Origin of the sequence: Nocardioides sp. NPDC057767, assembly GCF_042798275.1 — a bacterium.
Classification (GTDB): domain Bacteria; phylum Actinomycetota; class Actinomycetes; order Propionibacteriales; family Nocardioidaceae; genus Nocardioides.
This window is the reverse complement of record NZ_JBHVKJ010000029.1, coordinates 31705-52482: the sequence shown is the minus strand read 5'-3', so window position 1 is coordinate 52482 and position 20778 is coordinate 31705. Positions and strand designations below refer to the sequence as shown.

Sequence of the window (20778 nt, the reverse complement as noted above, 5' to 3'; positions counted from 1 at the left end):
TTCGACAACTGGGCGGGGCCTACTAGGCTGCTCGTGATGAGCGAGCAGCCGACACCTCAGCAGATCCGCCGGGCGCTGGCCCGGGCCGAACGCGGCGCAGCCCTCGACGTGGCGGAGGCTTCGGCGCTCCTCGCGGCCCGGGGCGACGACCTCGACCGGTTGACCGCCGCCGCGGCGAAGGTACGCGACGCCGGGCTGGTCGCGGCCGGACGACCCGAGACGGTGACCTACTCCCCGAAGGTCTTCATCCCGGTCACCAAGCTGTGCCGGGACCGGTGTCACTACTGCACGTTCGTGGAGACGCCGGGTCAGGCGGCACGCGAGGGACGCGAGCCCTACCTGAGCCCCGACGAGATCCTGGAGATCGCCGCCCAGGGCGCGAAGCTGGGCTGCCTGGAGGCCCTGTTCACCCTGGGCGACCGGCCCGAGGACCGCTGGCCGGAAGCGCAGGAGTGGCTGGAGAGCCGCGGCTACGAGTCGACCCTCGACTACGTGCGGGCGATGGCGATCCGGGTGCTCGAGGAGACCGGTCTGCTCCCCCACCTCAACCCGGGCGTGATGTCGTGGGAGGAGATGAACCGGCTCAAGCCGGTCTCGCCGTCCATGGGGATGATGCTCGAGACCACGAGCCGCAGGCTGTTCGAGACCAAGGGCGAGGCCCACTACGGCTCGCCCGACAAGGACCCGGCGGTGCGCCTGCGGGTGCTCGAGGACGCCGGTCGCCTCTCGATCCCGTTCACCTCCGGGCTGCTGGTCGGCATCGGCGAGAACCTCACCGAGCGCGCGGAGACGATCTTCGCGCTGCGGAAGGTGCACAAGGCCTACTCCGGGCTGCAGGAGATCATCGTGCAGAACTTCCGGGCGAAGCCGTCGACCGCGATGCGCCACGTCGACGACCTGGGGCTGGATGAGTATCTGGCCGCGATCGCCGTCTCCCGGATCGTGCTCGGGCCCAAGGCCCGGGTCCAGGCCCCGCCCAACCTGGTCGACCTCGACGAGTGCCGGGCGCTGCTGGGAGCCGGGATCGACGACTGGGGCGGCGTCTCGCCGCTCACCCCCGACCACGTCAACCCCGAGCGCCCCTGGCCATCGCTGGACGCGCTGCGCCAGGTCACCGCCGAGGCCGGCTTCCAGCTGAGGCCGCGGCTGACCGTCCACCCGGAGTACGTCACCGGCACCCTGAGCGACGGCCAGGCCTGGATCGACCCGCGGGTCCTCTCCCACGTCGAGGCGCTCGCGGACGAGGACGGGCTGGCCCGCGACGGTGTCCGCCCCGAGGGCCGCCCGTGGCAGGAGCCCGACGGTGGCTTCACCGCCGCCGGCCGGGTCGACCTGCACGCCTCCGTCGACACCACCGGGCGCACCCACGACCGCCGCGACGACTTCGAGACGGTCTACGGCGACTGGGAGGCGGTTCGGGAGGCTGCGGTGGAAACTGCCTCCTCCGGGGTGGTCTCGACAAGCTCGACCACCGGGTCCAGCGAGGGGTTTGCGGCGCTCAGAGCCGCCGAGAAGGACCCCGGCAACCTCTCCGACGAGCACGCGCTGACCCTGATGACCGCCGAGGGCGACCTGCTGCGCCAGGTCACCAGGCTCGCCGACGACCTGCGCACACAGGTCAACGGCGACACCGTGACGTACGTGGTGAACCGGAACATCAACTTCACCAACGTCTGCTACGTCGGCTGCCGGTTCTGCGCCTTCGCCCAGCGGCGCACGGACGCGGATGCGTACTCCCTCGACCTGGACCAGGTCGCCGACCGCGCCGAGGAGGCGTGGAACCTCGGCGCCACCGAGGTGTGCATGCAGGGCGGCATCGACCCCGAGCTCCCCTCGACCGCCTACTTCGACCTCGTCCAGGCCGTGAAGAAGCGCGTCCCGGAGATGCACGTGCACGCGTTCAGCCCCATGGAGATCGTCAACGGCACCGCCCGCACCGGTCTCTCGATCGAGGACTTCCTGATCAAGGTCCGCGAGGCCGGACTGGGCTCGCTCCCGGGCACGGCCGCCGAGATCCTCGATGACGAGGTCCGCTGGGTGCTGACCAAGGGCAAGCTGCCCGCGAAGACCTGGATCGAGATCGTCTCGACCGCCCACCGCGTCGGCATCCCGACGACCTCGACGATGATGTACGGCCACGTCGACAACCCACGCCACTGGGTCGGCCACCTCCGCGTCCTCGCCTGCATCCAGGACCAGGCCCGCGAGCACGGAAACGCCGGCTTCACCGAGTTCGTGCCGCTCCCGTTCGTGCACACCAGCGCACCGATCTACCTCGCCGGCGCAGCCCGCCCCGGCCCCACGATGCGCGACAACCTCGCCGTCCACGCACTGGCCAGGATCATGCTCCACGGCCGCATCGACAACATCCAGACGAGCTGGGTCAAGCTCGGTGTCGACGGCACCCGGGCGATGCTCCAGGCCGGCGCCAACGACCTCGGTGGCACCCTGATGGAGGAGACCATCTCCCGCATGGCCGGCTCCGAGCACGGCTCGGCAAAAACTGTGTCCGAGCTCGAAGACATCGGTGCCGGCATAGGCCGGGCGGTATCGGAAAGGACTACCCTCTACGATCCTCGCTGAACTGTTCTCGAGGGAGTGAGATGTCCGACCCCACCGGAAGCACCGCTCAACAACAACCGAAGCCCACCGAGCTCGCCTACGCGGCGGCCGAGGAGGCGCGCCGGCGGCGGCTCGGGCTGCCTCCGATGCCGCGGCGACGACGCGACCGGACCCGGCCCGTACGCCGCGTGCTGCGCTGGCTGGTGATCGTCGGGGTGCTCGTGGCGGTCGCGTTCCTCGGGACCTCGGCGTGGGCCTACTTCACCGGTCAGATCGGTCCGATGCGCGGTGACGAGAAGGCGGTGGCGCGCACCCTCAGCCTCGCCGGCGACACCCCGTCGTGGGCCGACCCCGCGCAGATCCGGTGCGCCGCGGAAGCGGTCGTCGAGGACAAGGGCAGCGCCGGCCTCGCCACCGCTGGAGTGGTCACCAAGAACGGCAGCGGCTTCAGCTACACCGGCGAGTGGCCGTCCGCGCTGGGCGCGCAGTGGTACGCGGAGCTGCTCGACTGCGCCGACGGCGGCGCCAACGCCTGGAGCAAGCAGGTCGCCGGTGCCTGGACGCTCGAGGAACCGCGGTGCCTGCGCGAGGTCGGCCGCCCGGCGATCGCCGGCGTCCTCGCGGTCACCAACCTGCGGCTGAGCGACGAGGACCTCGCCGCCAAGAACGTCGCGGCGATCACCGCCCTGGACAGCTGCTACGCCCGCACCCCCGAGATGCCGACCGGTGCCGCGGCCGCGGGCTACCGCGAGGTCACGCTGAAGGTCACCGCACCGGCGGTCACCTCCGGCGTCGCCTCCATCGACGACGGCGCCGCGCAGCCGACCGCCGGGGAGGACCCGGAGCTCACCTACACCCTCCCGGTCGCCAAGGGCGGCACCGAGGCCTGCGTGGAGGCGACCACCAAGGTGACGTACGCGTGGGGCACGGTCCGCACCGGCGAGCCGGCCAAGATCTGCGGCAAGGCGCAGGCCGCCACGATCCAGTGGCGCCCCTACAAGCACGCCTGCCCGAAGAACATGCCCAGGTGCGCCTACATGGCGGCGTACATCGAGGGGCTGGCGGACAACCAGAGCCTGACCGTCACCTACCGGATGTCGGGCGATTTCAAGTGCCCGCGCAAGAAGCCCAGCTGCAGCGCCACGGTCAAGGCCGACGACACGGGCAAGGCTCGGGCGCCCGGCATCCTGGTCACCGGCAAGAAGGGCAAGGTCGTGGCCAGCGCGGGCAGCCTGAAGACGACCTACCCCGGCTGAAGCGGAGCCCGAAGCCATAGGCACAGCTGAGCCCAAAGGCTCGGCTCGTAGGCTGGTGGCCGTGCCCTCCGACCTGACCTTCGGCGCGACCCGCGGACCCAGCCCTGACCCAGCGCTGCGTCCGCCGGCTCTGCCCCGCAAGCGCCGCCGGACGCTCGTCGACCTCCCCGGCGGGACGTACGCCGCCGGGGACCCCTTCGGCGAGGGCTACCAGGCCGACGGCGAAGGCCCGGTGCACCAGGTCGAGCTGCCCGGCTTCCGGCTCGACGCGACCGCGGTGACCAACGAGGAGTTCGCCCGGTTCGTGAAGGCGACCGGCCACGTCACCACGGCCGAGCGGGAGGGCTTCTCCGCCGTCTTCCACCTGGCCTTCGAGGGCGATCCCCGCGACGTGCTGGGCCGCTCCCCCGAGGCGCCCTGGTGGCTCGGGGTGCGTGGCGCCTCCTGGCGCACACCCGAGGGCCCCGGCTCCAACGTCGGCCGCCGCGGCAACCACCCGGTCGTGCACGTCTCCCACGACGACGCGCTCGCCTACTGCGACTGGGCCGGGACGAGGCTGCCGACCGAGGCCGAGTGGGAGTACGCCGCCCGCGGCGGCCGCGCCGGCTCGAGGTTCCCGTGGGGCGACGACCTGGAGCAGGACGGCACCCACCACGCCAACGTCTGGCAGGGAGCCTTCCCCGACACCAACACCGCGGACGACGGGTTCGTCACCACCGCGCCGGTGCGGACGTACGACCCCAACGGGTTCGGCCTGTTCCAGCTGATCGGCAACGTCTGGGAGTGGTGTGCAGACTGGTTCTCGCCGACCTACTACCGCGACCTCGTCGACTCCGGCCAGTCGAGCGACCCGCGTGGCCCCGCCGAGGGCCTGACCCGGGTGATGCGTGGCGGATCCTACCTCTGCCACGACTCCTACTGCCATCGCTACCGGCTCTCGGCGCGCTCCAGCAGCCCGCCCGACTCGACCGCGGGCAACCTCGGTTTCCGCTGCGCGGCCGATGCCCCCGACGCGGCCGATCAGTCCGCCGGGTAGAACTCCTTGGGGCAGGTGTCACCGGCGCAGTCGGCGTACTTCTTGCTCAGCGAGCGCAGCTCGGTCAGCTCGTCGGCGTACTCGGGGAGCAGCGCGAGCGAGCGGATCTGGTAGGGGTCCTCGGCCAGGTCGTAGAGCTCTTCGCTGCCGTCGGAGAAGCGGGCGTAGGTCCAGTCGCCGAAGCGGATGCCGGAGTAGATCTGCTTGTGACCGTCGTTGACCCGCCACGCGGAGAGCGGGATCACCCGGTTCTGAGCGGGCGCGGTGAGCCAGGGCATGAAGTTGACCCCGTCCTGGGTCCGTCCCGGCTCGGCGCCGGCGATCGCCATGACCGTGGTGGCGACGTCGGGGTTGCCGACGCCGGTGGCCAGGCTCCGCCCGGCCGGGATGCCCGGACCCCGCAGGATCAGCGGGATCCGCTGCGTCTCGCGGTAGTGCATCAGCTTGCCGTTGATGTTGTGGCCGCCGGTCGTGTAGCCGTTGTCGGAGGAGAAGATGATGATGGTGTTGTCGAGCTGGCCGGTCTCCTGCAGACGGAGTACGTGGCTGGCGACCGCCCGGTCGAGCGCCTGGACGGCCTCGACCCGCTGCTCGTGAGCGATCCGCAGCTCGGCGCGCCCCTCCGCGTCGAAGTACTTGCGCGAGGCCGAGATCCGGGGCGCGTCTGTCGGCGTACGGAACATGTAGGGCAGGTCCGGCAGCTCGAGACCGTCGAACGAGTGCTTGTCCTCAGCCGCCGGCCTGGTCGTGCTGGTGCCCTCGGGGTCGTCCGGCTCGCCGGGGCCGCCATGGTGCGGCGCGACGTAGTTGAGCCACATGTACCACGGCTTCTCGGCGCGCTCCGGCGCCGAGATCATCTCGTTGGCCTGGTCCCGCATCACGTAGGTCGTGTAGCGGTGGTAGGTCGTGAACTTGCCGTTGTGATTGATCCGTGGCCGGATGAAGTTGTAGGTCGACATGTCGGTCGTCGCCCGCCAGTCGGTCCAGCCGGGAGGCACGTCCTCGGCGGTCCCGCGCAGGCCGTAGCCGTTGAGGTACTTGCCGGCGAAGAGGGTGTCGTAGCCGGCCTCCTGCAGTGCCTCGGGCAGCGTGCCGGTGTGGTCCATCGACTCGTAGCCACCGCGTTCGCCGTTGATCGTCACGGTGTGGTGGTTCTGGCTGTACTGCCCGGTCAGCAGCGAAGCACGGGCCGGCACGCAGATCGGCGTGGGCGCGATCGCCTCGGTCATCGAGGTGCCCTGCTCGGCCAGGAGGCTGCGGGTGTGGGGCATGAACTCGAGATCCTCGTAGGCGAGGTCGTCCGCCGTGATCATCAAGATGTTGGGCTTGGTCGAGTAGGGCGCCCACTCGGGGGTCTTCGTCGGCGTCGACGGCACCACGCCCTCGTCCGGCGCGATGCGGGCGAAGGCGTTGCCCGCCAGCGTGCCCAACGACCCCAGCGGACCGGTCGAGTCGGGCATCACGCCGAGCGCGATCGAGGAGCCCGCGAGCACGGCAACAGCCGCCACCGCCAATCGGGCGCGAGGCGCCATCTGGTCTGCTCCCTCGGTCGTTCCCCGCGTCGTCTGTGTCCGTCTGGTTCCGCTCCATACCGGACCGGGTTAACGTTACCGAAGGGGGCCTCGATGACCCCAATGCCCGGCCGATGAGGAGACCCAGGTGAGCGAATCGCGCGAGAACTACGGCGACTACAGCGTCGACGACGAGGATCAGATCACCGGCGAGGACGCACTCTCCGGGGACGTTCTCGAGGGTGAGGTGCGCGACGAGCTCGACCACGGCATCGTCACCGCTGACCACTACTCCACCGACTACGGCAACACGCCGTGGGAGGAGGAGCACCGCGAGTGCATCGACCAGCGCCAGCACCAGGAGATCCCGGAGCCGGATCCCTACGCGGTCGAGTACGACGACGCCGAGGAGGCCGACGATCCCGACGGCCGCGAGGTCGGCAACAAGCGAGCGGGCCGGCTGGTCGACCCCGACCAGGGCGGCGGCGAGGACACCGACTCCGAGGTCTACGGGATCGACGCCGGCATCGACGGCGCCGGCGCCTCTGCGGAGGAGGCTGCGATGCACATCATCGACGAGGACGGCGACGAGGACTACAGCTAGGCGGTGAGATCCTCGACCTCCAGCACGATCTCGACCTCGAACCCCTCCGAGCTCTCCAGATAGAGCGCGGTGTGCTCGTCGCCGCCGGCGTGCGGATAGCGGTCGGCGTACATCTCGTGCCAGCCGTGCTCCGTCGACGCCGCCCGCATCCGGTCGAGCACCTCCCGGCTCTCGACGGTGAAGGCGATGTGGTTCACGCCCGGCCTGAGGCGGTCCTGGGTGCCGTGCTGGTCCGTGGAGTGCTCCATGAATACGTACGTCCCGTCCGGCGCCTCCCAGAAGTGACCCTTCTCCCCGGCCTCCCAGCCGAGCTCGCCGAAGAGCCAGCCCCACTCGCCCGAGGCGGTCTCGAAGTCGTCGACCCAGAGGTCCCAGTGGTGGATCGCCCGCATGCCTGCCTCCAAGCCTTCGATCTGGTCCGGACTAGCCCACGATCGCGACGTTCTTGACCTCGATGTCGTGTGCCTCTTCACCGTAGTCGTGCACGGCGGTGGCCATGGTCTCCAGCACGCTCGCGGCGCGGCCGGAGGCGTCGATCATCCTGCGTGCGGCCCGGTCCGCGGCCTGCTTCGAGCCCGTCTCGGCCGACCAGCCGGCGGTGATCCGGTCGACCTCGTCCATCAGGTCGGTGAAGAAGGTGCGCAGGTCCTCGGCGGCCGTCCTCAAGGTCGTCTCGAGGTCGTCGATGCTGGCTTCCTTGACGATCAGACTGTTGTCGCTCATCAGAGGGTCCCCAGTCGCTGCTCGAGGTTCGAGGCCTGACCGTGGGCCTCCTGGACGATGTCGTTCTGGGTGGTGGTGTGCTGGATGTCGACGTCACGCAGTGCGGCGGCGTACTCCTGCATCAGGGTCCCCAGCCCACCGACCTTCTCGAACCAGGTCTGCAGGGACTCCACGAGGCCTCCGGCAGCGCTTCCCATCATTCCCGGAATCGCGTTCTCGATATCTCCGGAAAGCGTGGTCAGCAGCTTCTCAAGGTCAGCGATCCGGTCCTCGATGAGTTTCGCCGCAGCGGTCTGCTGCCCGAGTGTCAGCTGGATGTTGTCGTTCACGAGCTCCCCTGGCGCTGGTGGATGTGCACCCGATCCTGAGGTTACATTGTCTCCGCGTACGCGGCTCGGGCATCGCGCCCGGCACACGATGGGGGAGGCTGGACGATGGCGTCGTACGACTTCGAGGTCGATCTGGAGTCCTTGGCGAAGGCAGCTCAAGGCTTGGCCGAGACAGTCGAGCTCTTCAAGGACAAGGACGTCGAGGACCTCGTTCCGTCCGAGGAAGCCTGTGGCTCCGAGGAAGTCTGGGGCGCAGTGGAGGAGTTCAAGGACCGCTGGGAGCGCGGCATGAACAACCTCTGCGAGGACGTCGGTGAGATGTCCGGGCGGATCGGGAAGATCGCGATGAACTACTTCGAGCTCAACGAGAAGGGCACGGCCGAGATGGACAAGGCCAAGTCCGCCGCCACCGACCTCACCATCACCGGCGGCGGGAAGTAGCCGGTGCCCGACTTCACCATCAAGGGCAACCCCGGCGAGATCCGCTCGCGGGGTCAGACCTGCGCCGACAAAGGACGGCTCTTCGACCAGACCGGCGACGCTTTGACCAAGATCGACACCCAGGGCTGGATCGGCCGGGCTGCCGACAACTTCCGCGACGCCCATGATCGCGAACCGAACCGCTGGTACGAGGCCGGCACCGGCTTTCGCGCCGCCGGCAACGCCCTGATCGACTATGCCGCGGCTCTGGAGGTCGCCCAGCGGAACGCGGCCACCGCCAAGTCGGAGTATGAGCGAGGCGAGGGCGTCACCACCCAGGCCAAGTCCGACTACGCCGAATACTCCAGCCGCTTCGACCGGGCCCGCTCCGATGCGCTGGCCGGTGGCATGACCTATCCCTACACCAAGGAACCCTTCACGGATCCGGGGGCCGAGATCCGCTCCGGCGCCATGGAGATGTTCGAGACCGCCAAGAGCGACGTGAAGCTCGCTGCGGCTCGGTGCGCCCGGGAAGTACGCGTCGGCTGCAAGGACGCCCCCGAGAAGCGCAACTGGTTCGAGTCCGGGCTTGCCTTCGTCGGCGGCATCTTCGAGGGTGCCGGCGAAGCCGTCTGGGATCTGGTCAAGATGGGCTACAACATGGGCCCGCTCCACGACATCATCGAGTTCGCCACCGGTGACCTCACCGCCGAGGAGCTGGCCGCTCAGAAGTCGATGATGCTCGAAGACGCCGAGGCGCTCTGGGAGGCCCTCAAGAAGGATCCCCTCGAGTTCGGCAAACAGCTCGGCAAGGGCCTGCTCGACTGGGACACCTGGGCCGACGACCCGGCCCGAGCCATCGGCCACCTCGTCCCCGACATCGTCGCCGGAGTCCTGACTGGCGGAACCGGCACCGTTGCCACCCGCGGCGTCAAGGGCGGCGCCGATGCCCTCGACGCCCTGGGCGACATGACCAAGGCCTTGCGCGGCGTGGACAACCTCGACGGCCTGGGCGACATCGGCAAGCTCGACAACGCCATCGACGACCTCGGCGACCTGGGCAAGGTCGACGAGATTCCTACGGCTCGCGAGTATCAGATGATGGATGGCACAGTCCACAAGACTGACTTCGCGCCGGAGCAGCTGGGGTCCAACCGGGCGGCGATAGATGCGGTCCTGGAGCGGCATGGCACCGACCGCGACTCGATCATCAATCTCATCAACAAGCCCACATCCCAGCTCACCGACGCGGAGACGAGCCTCTTGCGCAACGTCCGCGACGACATGCCGTTGCCCGAAAAGGGAACGGTGATACAAAAGGTGATCGGCCAGCCCAGCTTCGACAAGGACGGGAACCTGATCCAAGCGGGGGCGGACGATTACATCCTGGGAAACAGACCCAACTTCGACGTTCAGCAGGTCCGAGGGTCAGTGGCTATGGCGGACGATGTCGCCCATCTCGGCACCCCCGAAGAGATCCGTCGTGGACTTCGCCTCGACTACGACGGGACCCCGTTCCAGGAAGGGGATGCGTCGACACACGTCCTTCGCTTTCGCACCGATGAGGTTGCCGACCTCGAGGTGCCGAGAAACGCCGATATGGGCGGCAGTACGAAATTCGATGGCTGGACCGACCCTTTTACCGGAAACGGGTTCACGAAGGCTACGGATGACGTGGTTCCAGAGCTCTATAGCAATGGAGTACAGATGCGCGAAGGTGCTGAGATGTGGGAGATCCTGGACAACGGGAACCAGCGCCTGGTTGCGGTTCTTCAAGACAAAGTATGGGTTCCTCAAGGGAACTGAGAGGTTGCGATGCGCACATCTGGAATTTACTTCAGCTACCGGGGCCATGACTACCAGCAGTCGTTCTCTGGCGATGCCTGGATCGGGCTAGACGTCGCGGCTCCTGATCCTTCGGAGTTTCCCGACGCAATCGAATTTGGGATGACTGATGAACAGCATTGGGTCAAACTCCCCCGGGAGGTCGTCGAGGATCGCAGAAAGGAAACTGTCCAAGCGAAGTGGCGAGATGCGGTGGTAATTGTTGACTCGCAGGTGAGCGACACGGAAGTACTTCTCGCGTACGTCGGTCCACCGGCCAAGGCGAAGGAGCTGGGCATGGATGGCGATCAGTACATGGGATGGACCGTCGTAGCACCGATTGCCGAACTTGAGGACGTCTCCACGAAGTTGACGGGCCTATAGACATGACTGTTGTCCAGAAGTTGCTCACTCCAACTGGCACGTCGCGCATCGTAGACGAGGGGTACGCCGGCGTAGGTGGCTACGTCGCTGACGCTCGCGACATTGGTGCTCTGAACGCTTCAGAACTGGTCGCGGCGAACGGCTGGGAGGCGATCCTCGGAGACGAGCCGGAGTATGTGGATGTCCTGCGGTTCGAGACCAACGCAATGATGACGTTCTCCAAGCCGTCCACCGCTGAGGTGCCATGGCCTTCCTACCCGAGCGGTTTCCTCAAAGGCACCTCGCTTGCGCCGGTGTGGGAACTGGCCAGGACGCGAGTGCCGATCGGCACCGAGTTCTGGCGCATCCGCGCTGATGGCGAGCAGCGGATGCTGTCTGTCTACGGCGGACTCGATCGCGGCTGGGCGAATGCCAAGGGGTACGCTCCGCCAACCGAGCTCATCGGCCCCCGCGCCGAATGGCGCGGCGTGGAGTTCCCGGCAGCGCTGATTCCTGGAACGAACAACATCAGCCTCTTGTCGCTAGGGGCTCCGCCGACCACCGGGCAGTTCGTCGAGTCGATGCCAGGAATCCACACGAGCCAGGTTCCGCTGGCCGAATGTGACTCGGTATTCGAGATCATCGTGACCGCCCGCTGGATGGGGACCCGCGTACGCTTCCTGTCTCGGGTTGGCGACGAAGCGCGAGTTCAGATCCTTGAACCGGATGCGTACTCGATCCAGCGCCTCAACGCTACCGAGGTAGAACCTGGAGTCTTCGAGGCCGTCGTCCCTACCGCGGAATTGACCGACACCCAGGGCGTTCGCAACGAGATGAGGGGTTGAGATGGCGTCCGCGGATCGATTCGCGAACAGGTACCTCAGGCAGTCTTGAGATGCCGAAGTCGAGCCACGGCATCAGCGCCCACGCGACGATGAGGGCCTTCGGGAAGCGTCGCCAGGTGACCCTCGAGCACATCGGCAGGGATGGACGGCAGCGCCTCCATCAGCACGCCGTAGGCGAAGTCCTTGATGTTCATGGCCACCAGGCTGGTCCTCAGCGTCCACCGGATATGCGTTCCAGATCTCTGGCGGTCCTTGTCGACCCTCACCTGCTATCCGGATCACCGACATTTCTTCTGACGTGTATGAAACCGAGTCGCGCGGCGGCGTACGACATGTGACGATCGGGGCGTGAGTGACCTGAAGACCTTCATCGCCGGGCTGCCGAAGGCGGAGCTGCACGTCCACCACGTCGGGTCGGCTTCGCCGCGGATCGTCGCGGAGCTGGCGGCGCGGCATCCGGGGGCGGTGCCGGCGGACGTCGAGCTCCTCAAGGACTACTTCACGTTCAGCGACTTCGCGCACTTCATCGAGGTCTACCTCTCGGTCGTCGACCTGGTCCGGACGCCGGAGGACATCCGCTACCTGACCTACGAGATCGCGCGCGATCTGGCGCAGACGCAGCAGGTGCGTTACGCCGAGCTGACCTGCACCCCCTACACCTCCGTACGTCCCGACCTGGCCGTGCGCGAGCCTGGCACCGGGCACAACGGGATGGCGATCGAGGCCTACACCGAGGCGCTCGAGGACGCCCGGGCATCGGCCGAGCGCGACTTCGGGATCGTGCTGCGCTGGATCTACGACATCCCGGGCGAGGCGGGGATCCCGGCGGCCGATGCGACCCTGGCGTACGCCGTCGACCACGGGCCCGAGGCGCTGATCGGCTTCGGTCTCGGCGGGCCCGAGGTCGGGGTTCCGCGGCCGCAGTTCGAGAGGCACTTCGACGCCGCCCGCGCCGCCGGGCTCCGCTCGCTGCCGCATGCCGGGGAGACCACCGGGCCGCAGACGATCTGGGACGCCCTGAACGTACTGAAGGCAGAGCGGATCGGTCACGGCACCTCGGCGGCCCAGGACCCGGCCCTGCTCGCCCACCTGGCCGAGCGCCGGATCCCGCTCGAGGTCTGCCCGTCGTCCAACGTCGCCACGGGTGCGGTTGCCTCGCTCGAGGAGCACCCGCTGAAGACGTTCGTCGACGCCGGCGTGGCGGTCACGATCAACTCCGACGACCCGCCGATGTTCGCGACGACGCTCAACCAGGAGTACGAGATCGCGACCGACCTGCTCGGCCTCGACACGACCGGCATCGCGGCCCTCGCCCGGACCGCGGTCGAGGTCTCCTACGCACCGGAGGACGTCAAGGCTCGGCTGTCGAGCGAGATCGACGCGTACGCCGCCGACGCCGAATAACGCTTGACGCGATCTGCCGGGGGCGATCTGCTGGTCGCCATGGAGCAGATGCTGGCGGTCAACGGGATCGAGCTGTGCACGGAGACGTTCGGTTCACCGACCGACCCGCCGATCCTGCTGATCGGCGGGAAGTCCGCCTCGATGGACTACTGGGAGAACGACTTCTGCGCGGCGCTGGCGGCCGGCGGCAGGTACGTCATCCGCTACGACCATCGCGACACCGGCCGTTCCACGACCTGGCCGGCCGGCAAGCCGGGCTACACCTGGCGTGACATGGTCGCCGACGTACCGGGTCTTCTCGACGCCCTCGGCCTCGACCGCGCTCACCTTTTCGGCATCTCGATGGGCGGCGCGCTCGCCCAGTGCGCCGCTGTGCTCTATCCCGAGCGGGTCGCCACCGTGGTACTCGACCAGACCACGTCCGCGTTCGAGGGGGTCGAGCTGCCTCCGATCGGTGAGGCGATGGCCGACTTCTTCGCGGCGGCTGCCGAGCGGCCGATGCCCGACATGGACGACCACGATGCGCTGGTCGCCATGCTGGTCGAGGACCAGCGCGCCTTCATCCCGAAGCGCTTCGACGAGCAGCGGATGCGGGCGGTGTGCGAGAAGGCGGTGAAGCGTACGCCGGACATGCGGCCCACCTTCGAGAACCACGACGCCGCCCCCGAGGGCGAGCGGGTCGAGGGCACGCTCGCTGACATCGCCGCACCCACCCTGGTCATCCACGGCACCGCGGACCCGCTGATGCCGGTCGGCCACGGCGAGGTCCTGGCCCGGGAGATCCCCGGTGCCACGCTGCTCACCCTCGAGGACGTCGGCCACGAGCCGCCGCCTCCCTACACCTGGGACACGGCCGTCCCTGCGATCCTCGACCACACCGCCTAGAGCTACTCGATCTTCCCGAGCACGTCCCCGATCGCGACCGTGCCACCCACATCGGTGCCGCGGGAGAGCACGCCCGCACGATGCGCGGTGACCCGGGTCTCCATCTTCATGGCGTCGAGGACGGCGACGTCCTGACCCTCGGCGACCTTCTCGCCGTCGGCGGCGAGCCATTCGACGAGTACGCCGGGAACGGGTGCTTCGAGCACGGACGGGTCGGCGGCTGCCGCTGCCGGTGCGTCGTCCGGCGCGGAACCGCCCGCGGCGAGACCGCGCAACAGGTCGTCGGGAAGCCCGAGCATCACCCGGCGACCGTCGATCTCGATCGGCACCCGCCGGAGCGGCTGTTCGGGCGCCCGCTCGGGTCGCCGCTGCGCCTCGAGGCGGGGCATCAGCGTGGTCTCGATCCACTGGGTGTGCACCGCGAACCCGTCGGTCGAGAACGCCGGGTCCTCGAGCAGCACGCGATCGAAGGGGATGACGGTCGCGACGCCCTCGACCGAGAGCTCGCGGAGCGCGCGGCGGGCGCGTACGAGGGCGGTGTCCCGGTCGGGCGCGTGCACGATCAGCTTGGCGATCAGCGAGTCGAAGGCGCCCTGCACCGTGTCGCCCGCCTCGATCCCGGCATCCCAGCGCACCCCCGGCCCGGCGGGGACCCGCAGGCCGGTCACGACACCGGGACTCGGCAGGAAGCCGCGGCCCGGGTCCTCGGCGTTGATCCGCAGCTCGATCGCATGGCCGATGGGCGCTGGGGTGGACGAGAAGGAGAGGCCCTTGCCTGCGGCGATCCGGAGTTGCTCGGCAACCAGGTCGACCCCGGTGACCGCCTCGGTGATCGGGTGCTCGACCTGCAGCCGGGTGTTCACCTCGAGGAACGAGATCACCCCGTCGGCCCCCATCAGGAACTCGACGGTGCCCGCACCGCGGTAGGAGACTGCCGCGCAGATGTCGCGGGCGGCGTCGTGGATGCGGCGGCGCTGCTCGTCGGTCAGCCCCGGCGCGGGCGCCTCCTCGACGAGCTTCTGGTTGCGCCGCTGCAGCGAGCAGTCCCGGTCACCGACGACGACCACATGGCCGTTGCCGTCACCCAGCACCTGCGCCTCGATGTGCCGTGGACGCTCCAGGAACCGCTCGACGAAGCACTCCCCACGGCCGAAGGCGGCCAGCGCCTCACGCGAGGCGGACTCGAAGGCGTCGGCGACGTCGTCGAGCTCACGGGCCACCTTCAGACCGCGCCCGCCGCCACCGAAGGCGGCCTTGATCGCGATGGGCAGACCGTGCTCGCGCGCGAACGTGACCGCCTCGTCGGCGGACTCCAGCGGCCGGTCGGTGCCCGCCACCAGCGGGGCACCCACGCTCTGCGCGATCCGGCGCGCGGTGATCTTGTCGCCGAGCTTGTCGATGCTCTCCGGACTCGGGCCGATCCAGGTCAGGCCGGCGGCCTCGACGGCGCGCGCGAACTCGGCGCTCTCCGAGAGGAACCCGTAGCCGGGATGCACCGCGTCGGCACCGGAGGCCTGAGCCGCGGCCAGGAGCCACTCGATACTGAGATAGGAGTCGGCGGCGGTGGAGCCACCCAGGACGTACGCCTCGTCGGCGAGCCGCACGTGCAGCGCGTCGGCATCCTGGTCGGCGTAGACGGCGACCGACACCAGGCCGGCCTCGGCGACCGCCCGCACGACGCGGACGGCGATCTCTCCCCTGTTGGCGATGAGCACCCTGCGCATGTCAGTCTCCTCGGATCTCGGCCGCCGGCGCCTCTGGCGCGACGGGTCGGAAGCGGATGCGGACCCCGGGCGGCAGCTGCCCGGCCAGGTCCAGGTCGCGGTCGACGACCGCGCCGATGATCGGATAGCCCCCGGTGAGCGGGTGATCCGGAAGGAACAGCACGGGCTGTCCGTCGGGCGGCACCTGGATGGCGCCGGTCACCGCGCCCTCGCTCGGCAGCTCGCCGGACACGGCGCGCTCGAGCGGGACGGCTCCTTCGAGACGTACGCCGACGCGGTCGGAGCGTGGCGTGACGGTCCACTCCTGCTCGACGAGGGTGCGTACGCCGGCCTGGGTGAACCAGTCCTCGCGCGGGCCGAGCACGATCCGCAGCACGACGGTCTCACCGGGCGCGGGCAGCTGGTCGTCGGGCGCGGCACCGGGTTCCACCGCGTACGGTGCTGCCGCGGGGCCGCGCAGCGGGACGATGTCCCCCGCGCGCAGTGGACGCCCGCCGAGGTCGCCCGGGCCGAGGCCCGCCAGAGTGTCGCTGGAGAGGCTGCCGAGCGCGTCCGGAAGGTCCAGGCCGCCACGCGCGGCGATCACCGCACGCAGGCCCGCGCTCACCGCGCCGAACCGCAGCTCCTCGCCGTCCTCGAGCGCGGTGGCGGCGCCGTGCTCGACCGGGAGCGGCGGGCCGTCGCTGCGTACGATCGTCGTCTCGGCGACCGCGCCGGTGACTGCGACGACCGCGGGGCCGGTGAAGCGTAGGACGGCGCCGCCGCCGGCGAGCTCGAAGCCTGCCGCGCCGGGCTCGTTGCCGACGGCGCGGTTCGCGGCCCGCAGGGCCCGGCGGTCGGCCGTCCCCGACGCCGAGACGCCGAGCGCGGCATGGCCCGGGCGGCCGAGGTCCTCGAGCACCAGCTGCAGGCCGGGACGTACGACCTCGACGCGAAAAGCGTGCTCCGCGGTCTCCGCCGGCGCAACAGGCGAGGCGACCGAGACCGACTCACGCTCGAGCCGCTCGAACCGTACCGTCATCCCGGGCGCGAGGAGCGCGGGCGGGTCCCGGTGCAGGTCCCACATCGGCGCGTCCGTACGCCCGATCAGCTGCCAGCCGCCGGGGCTCTCCCGCGGGTAGACGCCCGAGAACGTCCCCGCCAGCCCGACCGAGCCGGCCGGGATCCGGGTGCGCGGCGAGGAGCGGCGGGGTACGTCGAAGAGCGGGTCGTCGCCGACGAGGTAGCCGAACCCGGGCGCGTAGCCGGTGAAGGCCACCCGCCAGGTCGCGGCCGCGTGGCGCGCGGCGACCTGCTCGGCGCTGACCCCCAGCAGCTCGGCTACCTCGTCGAGGTCCTGCCCGTCGTAGCGCACGCCGATCGTCACCGAGCCCGCGGTCGGGAGACCGCCGTGGACGGCCTCGACGTGGGACAGCTCCTTGGCGAGCGTCGCCTCGTCGACCAGCGTGGGGTCGAACCGGACGAGGACCGTCCGGGCCGCGGGCACCAGCTCGACGACGCCGGTCGGAGGTGCGGCCACGAGGGCGGCGTGCAGCCGCATCGCGCCCTCGAGGTCGTCCTCCTCGACCAGCAGCGCCTGGTCCGATGCGATGAGAACGCGCCTCACGCCAGATACTCCGCATCCCGTACGTCGGTGATGAACATGTGGCCGGGCGCGTGGGTGAGCGCGAACGGCGGGCGCGAGGCCATGATCGCCGCCTGCGGCGTGACCCCGCAGGCCCAGAAGACCGGCACCTCGCCGTCCCGCACCTCGGGCGGGTCGCCGAACTCGGGAGCGGCCAGGTCGGCGATGCCGAGCGAGGCCGGGTCGCCGACATGCACGGGCGCACCGTGCACCGCCGGATAGCGCCCGGAGATGCGTACGGCATCGGCGACCCGGTCGGCGGGGATCGGGCGCATCGAGACCACCATGTCGCCTCGCAGGCGCCCGGCGGGCGCGCACGCGCGGGAGGTGCGGTACATCGGCACGTTGCGGCCGAGCTCCTGGTGACGGATCGGGATCCCGGCGTCGGCCAGGCCCGCCTCGAAGGTGAAGCTGCAGCCGATCAGGAACGAGACCAGGTCGGGATGCTCCTCCCAGGCAGCACCCGCGTCCGTGACCTCCTCGGTCAGCTCGCCATCCCGCCAGATCCGGTACGCCGGGATGTCGGTGCGCAGGTCGGAGCCGGGCGCCAGGGACGACTCGTAGGCGCCCGGGTCGAGCACCTCGAGCACCGGGCACGGCTTCGGGTTGCGCTGCGCGAAGAGCAGCACCTCGAAGGCCCAGTCGGCCGGAACGGAGATGAGGTTCGCCTGCACCAGGCCGTGGGCGACGCCGCTCGTGGGTGCGACCTCGCCGGCTCGGTAGGAGGCGCGCGCGGCGCGCGCCTCCTCGAGCTGGGTGGCGCTCGCGGTCATGCCACGGTCCCCGCGAACGGGGCGATGACGATGCCCTCTGCCTCGAGCAGGGCCCGGGTGGCCGCGGCCATCCGGATGGCCCCGTCACTGTCGCCGTGCACGCAGATCGAGTCGGCGCGTACGGCCACGTCGGTGCCGTCGATCGCCTCGACGACACCTTCGCGGGCGAGCCGCAGCATCCGGGCGGCGACCGCCTCGGCGTCGTGCAGGACCGCACCCGGCTCGGCGCGCGAGACGAGCTCGCCACCCGGCGTGTAGGCGCGGTCGGCGAAGGCCTCCGCAGCCGTCACGAGGCCGGCCTTCTCGGCCACGTCGAGCACGACGCCGCCGGCGAGCCCGAGCAGCACGAGGGACGGGTCGATCGCCTTGACCGCGGCGACCACGCTGCGCGCCTGCCGATCGTCGCGGGCGATCGTGTTGTAGAGCGCGCCGTGGGGCTTCACGTAGCGGACCGCGCCGCCGACCGCCGTGGTCAGGCTGATCAGGGCGCCGAGCTGGTACTCCACGTGCGCCTGCAGCGTCGCCGACTCGATGTCCATGGCGCGACGCCCGAAGCCTTCGTAGTCGCGATATGCCGGGTGCGCGCCGATCGTGACGCCGTTCGCCACGGCATCGGCCAGCGTCGTACGGATCCCTTCCGGGGTGCCCGCGTGGAACCCGCAGGCGACGTTGGCGCTCGAGACGATGCCGAGCATGGCCTCGTCGTCGGCGACCACCCGGTCGGGGGCGTTCTCGCCGAGGTCGGAGTTCAGGTCGATGGTTGCCATGTGTGTCACGCTCCAATGCCGATGAAGGCGAAGATCGGGCCGATCGAGACGATGCCCATGTACCAGCTGAGCAGGGTCGCGAGCGTCCCCAGGGCCAGCAGCCACACCGGGTAGCGGTAGCCGTGCAGGACGTCACGCTGACGGAACCAGCCGATGTACATGAAGATCGTCATGCCGATCGGGAGGATCAGGCCGTTGAAGCCGCCGACGAAGACCAGGATGGCCGCGGGCGCCGCACCGATCAGCAGGTAGAGGACGAGGGAGACCAGGATGAAGGCGACCGTCGCGACCTGCAGCGGCCACCCCGATCCCAGCTTCTTGGAGAAGGTCGAGATGAAGGTGGCCGAGGTGTAGGCGGCGCCGATGACCGACGTGATCGCCGCGGCCCAGAAGATCGCACCGAAGATGCGGATGCCCGCGTCGCCGAGCACGGCCCCGAAGGCCTGACCGGCCGGGTTGGCCGCCTGGCTCGAGAAGTCGAGGGTGACACCGGAGGCGACGACGCCGAGGATCGCCAGGAAGAGTACGTAGCGCATGATCCCGGTGACGAGGATGCCGCTCATCGAGGCACGGTGGACGGCCGGCACGTGCTCGGCGCCGACGAGGCCGGAGTCGAGGTAGCGGTGGGCGCCCGCGTAGGTGATGTAGCCACCGACGGTGCCGCCCACGATCGTGGTGATCGTGGCGAAGTTGAGGGTGTCGGGCACGAAGGTCTGGCGCAGCGCGTCGCCGACAGGAGGCTGCGACGCGATCGCGACGAAGAGGGTGAGCGCGATCATCGTCATCCCGAGCGCGAGCACCACGATGTCGACGACCCGACCGGCCCGCTTGTACATGAAGATGCCGATCGCGAGCAGCGCCGAGAGCAGGCCGCCGATCTTCGGGTCGATGCCGAGGAGGGCGTTCAGGCCGAGCCCGGCGCCGGCGATGTTGCCGATGTTGAACGCCAGGCCACCGATCACGATCAGCGTCGCCAGCACGTGCCCCGAGAACGGCACCGCCTCGTTGGCCAGGTCCCCGGCCCGCTTGCCGGCGACGGTGATCATCCGCCACACGTTCATCTGCAGCGCGAAGTCGATCAGGATCGAGGCCAGGATCGCGAACGCGAACGCAGCCCCGAGCTGGGCGGTGAACGTCGCGGTCTGGGTGATGAAGCCGGGGCCGATGGCCGAGGTGGCCATCAAGAAGATGGCGCCGAGGATCGGTCCTCGGCGTGAGCGGGCGAAGCTCTTCGCGCGCTCGGCGCTGGTCGTGTCAGTCATGGGGGACTCCTGCCATCAACGGGCTATGTGGTCGGGACCACATTCTCTGTGTAGTACAGGATGACATCGATTGTTCAACAATGATAGTTGGGTCCGTTAAAATCGTGTTTCGATTGTCCGCGGATGCAACTCCCCTAGGATGCGGTCATGCCCGATGCCGAGGACACCCTGACGAACGCCCTGCGCCGGCGGATCATCGACGGCGAGTTCGCGCCCGGCACCCGGCTGTCGGAGATCTCCCTCGCCGAGAAGCTCGGCGTCTCGCGCAACACGCTCCGCGAGGCGTTCCGGGTGCTCGCGGAGCAGGGGCTCATCGAGCACATCCCCCACCGCGGGGTCTCGGTCGCCTCCCCCGGCGTGGCGGACGTCGTCGACATCTACCGCGCGCGCCGCTACGTCGAGCCGGCCGCCCTGGCCGCGGGTTCCCCGCTGCACCCGGCGGTGGCCGCGATGCGCGAGGCGGTGGAACTGGGCGAGGCCAGCCTCGAAGCACGCGACTGGCGCACCGTCGGCACCGCCAACATGGCGTTCCACGACGCCATCGTCGCCCTCGCCGACAGCCCGCGCCTGGAGCGGCTCTTCCGCGACATCGCCGCCGAGCTGCGGCTCGCGTTCCTGGAGATCGACAACCCCGAAGCCCTGCACGCCCCCTTCGTCACCCGCAACCGCGCCCTGCTCGAGACCTTCCTCGAGCAGGGCGGCCCCGCGGCCGCGGCCGAGCTGCAGGACTACCTCGTGCTCTCCGAGCGCACCGTCCTCGGTGCCTTCACCCGCCTGCGCCGCTAGGGCGCCTCGTGGTTGAGGGGGGGTAGTCCGGGAGCGAACTGCCCATTTACTGGCGAGTAATGGGCAGTTCGCTCCCGGAC

The 20778-nt window shown here is 69.6% G+C and carries 20 protein-coding genes and 2 pseudogenes; 11 read left to right on the top strand and 11 right to left on the bottom strand.

Annotation, left to right across the window (positions count from 1 at the left end):
- Positions 1-36: 36 nt before the first annotated feature.
- The 3 genes from ACFVDI_RS16315 to ACFVDI_RS16305 all read left to right on the top strand — a co-directional run bounded on the left by ACFVDI_RS16315 (position 37) and on the right by ACFVDI_RS16305 (position 4854).
- On the top strand, positions 37-2583 hold the full coding sequence (locus ACFVDI_RS16315; protein WP_378906789.1) for a bifunctional FO biosynthesis protein CofGH: 2547 nt from the start codon (positions 37-39) through the stop codon (positions 2581-2583).
- Positions 2584-2603: 20 nt separating this feature from the next.
- On the top strand, positions 2604-3818 hold the full coding sequence (locus tag ACFVDI_RS16310) for a hypothetical protein (protein WP_378906787.1): 1215 nt from the start codon (positions 2604-2606) through the stop codon (positions 3816-3818).
- 61 nt (positions 3819-3879) lie between these two features.
- Positions 3880-4854: a formylglycine-generating enzyme family protein gene (locus ACFVDI_RS16305; RefSeq protein WP_378906785.1), complete on the top strand. Its 975-nt coding sequence runs from the start codon at positions 3880-3882 to the stop codon at positions 4852-4854.
- Here the strand turns inward: ACFVDI_RS16305 and ACFVDI_RS16300 are convergent.
- Positions 4839-6386, bottom strand: coding sequence for a sulfatase-like hydrolase/transferase (locus tag ACFVDI_RS16300; RefSeq protein WP_378906783.1), 1548 nt, complete (start codon positions 6384-6386; stop codon positions 4839-4841). The genes ACFVDI_RS16305 and ACFVDI_RS16300 overlap by 16 nt on opposite strands.
- 127 nt (positions 6387-6513) lie before the next feature.
- Between ACFVDI_RS16300 and ACFVDI_RS16295 the strand changes: the two genes are divergently transcribed.
- On the top strand, positions 6514-6969 hold the full coding sequence (locus ACFVDI_RS16295) for a DUF5709 domain-containing protein (RefSeq protein ID WP_378906781.1): 456 nt from the start codon (positions 6514-6516) through the stop codon (positions 6967-6969).
- Here the strand turns inward: ACFVDI_RS16295 and ACFVDI_RS16290 are convergent.
- Genes ACFVDI_RS16290 through ACFVDI_RS16280 form a run of 3 tightly spaced genes read right to left on the bottom strand, consistent with a single transcriptional unit; the run spans position 6966 to position 8021 of the window.
- On the bottom strand, positions 6966-7361 hold the full coding sequence (locus tag ACFVDI_RS16290; protein ID WP_008364099.1) for a VOC family protein: 396 nt from the start codon (positions 7359-7361) through the stop codon (positions 6966-6968). The two genes, ACFVDI_RS16295 and ACFVDI_RS16290, sit on opposite strands and share 4 nt — an antisense overlap.
- 31 nt (positions 7362-7392) lie before the next feature.
- Entirely contained in the window at positions 7393-7692 is a 300-nt protein-coding gene (locus ACFVDI_RS16285; RefSeq protein ID WP_378906778.1) for a hypothetical protein, read from the bottom strand.
- Positions 7692-8021, bottom strand: coding sequence for a hypothetical protein (locus ACFVDI_RS16280; RefSeq protein ID WP_378906776.1), 330 nt, complete (start codon positions 8019-8021; stop codon positions 7692-7694). Before ACFVDI_RS16280 ends, ACFVDI_RS16285 begins: the two co-directional genes overlap by 1 nt.
- A gap of 105 nt (positions 8022-8126) precedes the next feature.
- Here ACFVDI_RS16280 and ACFVDI_RS16275 point away from each other — a divergent pair, with 105 nt between their 5' ends.
- Genes ACFVDI_RS16275 through ACFVDI_RS16260 form a run of 4 tightly spaced genes read left to right on the top strand, consistent with a single transcriptional unit; the run spans position 8127 to position 11473 of the window.
- Positions 8127-8462, top strand: coding sequence for a hypothetical protein (locus tag ACFVDI_RS16275; RefSeq protein WP_378906774.1), 336 nt, complete (start codon positions 8127-8129; stop codon positions 8460-8462).
- A 3-nt stretch (positions 8463-8465) separates the two neighbouring features.
- The gene (locus tag ACFVDI_RS16270; RefSeq protein ID WP_378906772.1) at positions 8466-10247 is read left to right on the top strand and encodes a putative T7SS-secreted protein; all 1782 of its coding nucleotides are present in this window, start codon (positions 8466-8468) and stop codon (positions 10245-10247) included.
- Positions 10248-10256: 9 nt separating this feature from the next.
- Positions 10257-10649 carry a hypothetical protein gene (locus ACFVDI_RS16265; RefSeq protein ID WP_378906770.1) on the top strand — a complete coding sequence of 131 codons (393 nt, stop codon included), beginning with the start codon at positions 10257-10259 and terminating at the stop codon, positions 10647-10649.
- A gap of 2 nt (positions 10650-10651) precedes the next feature.
- Positions 10652-11473, top strand: coding sequence for a hypothetical protein (locus ACFVDI_RS16260; RefSeq protein WP_378906768.1), 822 nt, complete (start codon positions 10652-10654; stop codon positions 11471-11473).
- Positions 11474-11508: 35 nt separating this feature from the next.
- Here ACFVDI_RS16260 and ACFVDI_RS16255 read toward each other — a convergent pair whose 3' ends face one another.
- Positions 11509-11667 (bottom strand): hypothetical protein, encoded by a 159-nt coding sequence (locus tag ACFVDI_RS16255; RefSeq protein WP_378906766.1) that lies wholly within the window; start codon positions 11665-11667, stop codon positions 11509-11511.
- Between the two features lie 154 nt (positions 11668-11821).
- Here ACFVDI_RS16255 and ACFVDI_RS16250 point away from each other — a divergent pair, with 154 nt between their 5' ends.
- Both ACFVDI_RS16250 and ACFVDI_RS16245 read left to right on the top strand, forming a co-directional pair.
- Positions 11822-12877, top strand: a complete 1056-nt coding sequence (locus tag ACFVDI_RS16250) for an adenosine deaminase (protein ID WP_378906764.1) — start codon at positions 11822-11824, stop codon at positions 12875-12877.
- 39 nt (positions 12878-12916) lie between these two features.
- Complete coding sequence (locus tag ACFVDI_RS16245) at positions 12917-13762, top strand: alpha/beta fold hydrolase (RefSeq protein WP_378906762.1); 846 nt, start codon at positions 12917-12919, stop codon at positions 13760-13762.
- 2 nt (positions 13763-13764) lie between these two features.
- Here ACFVDI_RS16245 and ACFVDI_RS16240 read toward each other — a convergent pair whose 3' ends face one another.
- The 6 genes and pseudogenes from ACFVDI_RS16240 to ACFVDI_RS16215 form a co-directional block, all read right to left on the bottom strand.
- Positions 13765-15486, bottom strand: a complete 1722-nt coding sequence (locus ACFVDI_RS16240; RefSeq protein ID WP_378906760.1) for an acetyl/propionyl/methylcrotonyl-CoA carboxylase subunit alpha — start codon at positions 15484-15486, stop codon at positions 13765-13767.
- Position 15487: 1 nt separating this feature from the next.
- Positions 15488-16339, bottom strand: a pseudogene (locus tag ACFVDI_RS16235) (biotin-dependent carboxyltransferase family protein); the annotation flags it as partial.
- 150 nt (positions 16340-16489) lie between these two features.
- Positions 16490-17092, bottom strand: a pseudogene (locus ACFVDI_RS16230) (allophanate hydrolase subunit 1); the annotation flags it as partial.
- Complete coding sequence (locus ACFVDI_RS16225; protein WP_378906758.1) at positions 17089-17883, bottom strand: putative hydro-lyase; 795 nt, start codon at positions 17881-17883, stop codon at positions 17089-17091. The pseudogene ACFVDI_RS16230 and the gene ACFVDI_RS16225, both read right to left, overlap by 4 nt.
- Entirely contained in the window at positions 17880-18650 is a 771-nt protein-coding gene (locus ACFVDI_RS16220) for a LamB/YcsF family protein (RefSeq protein WP_378906756.1), read from the bottom strand. The genes ACFVDI_RS16225 and ACFVDI_RS16220 overlap by 4 nt, the downstream gene beginning before the upstream one ends.
- 5 nt (positions 18651-18655) lie before the next feature.
- Positions 18656-19912, bottom strand: coding sequence for an NRAMP family divalent metal transporter (locus tag ACFVDI_RS16215; RefSeq protein WP_378906754.1), 1257 nt, complete (start codon positions 19910-19912; stop codon positions 18656-18658).
- Positions 19913-20059: 147 nt separating this feature from the next.
- Between ACFVDI_RS16215 and ACFVDI_RS16210 the strand changes: the two genes are divergently transcribed.
- The gene (locus ACFVDI_RS16210; protein WP_378906752.1) at positions 20060-20698 is read left to right on the top strand and encodes a GntR family transcriptional regulator; all 639 of its coding nucleotides are present in this window, start codon (positions 20060-20062) and stop codon (positions 20696-20698) included.
- Positions 20699-20778: the final 80 nt, after the last annotated feature.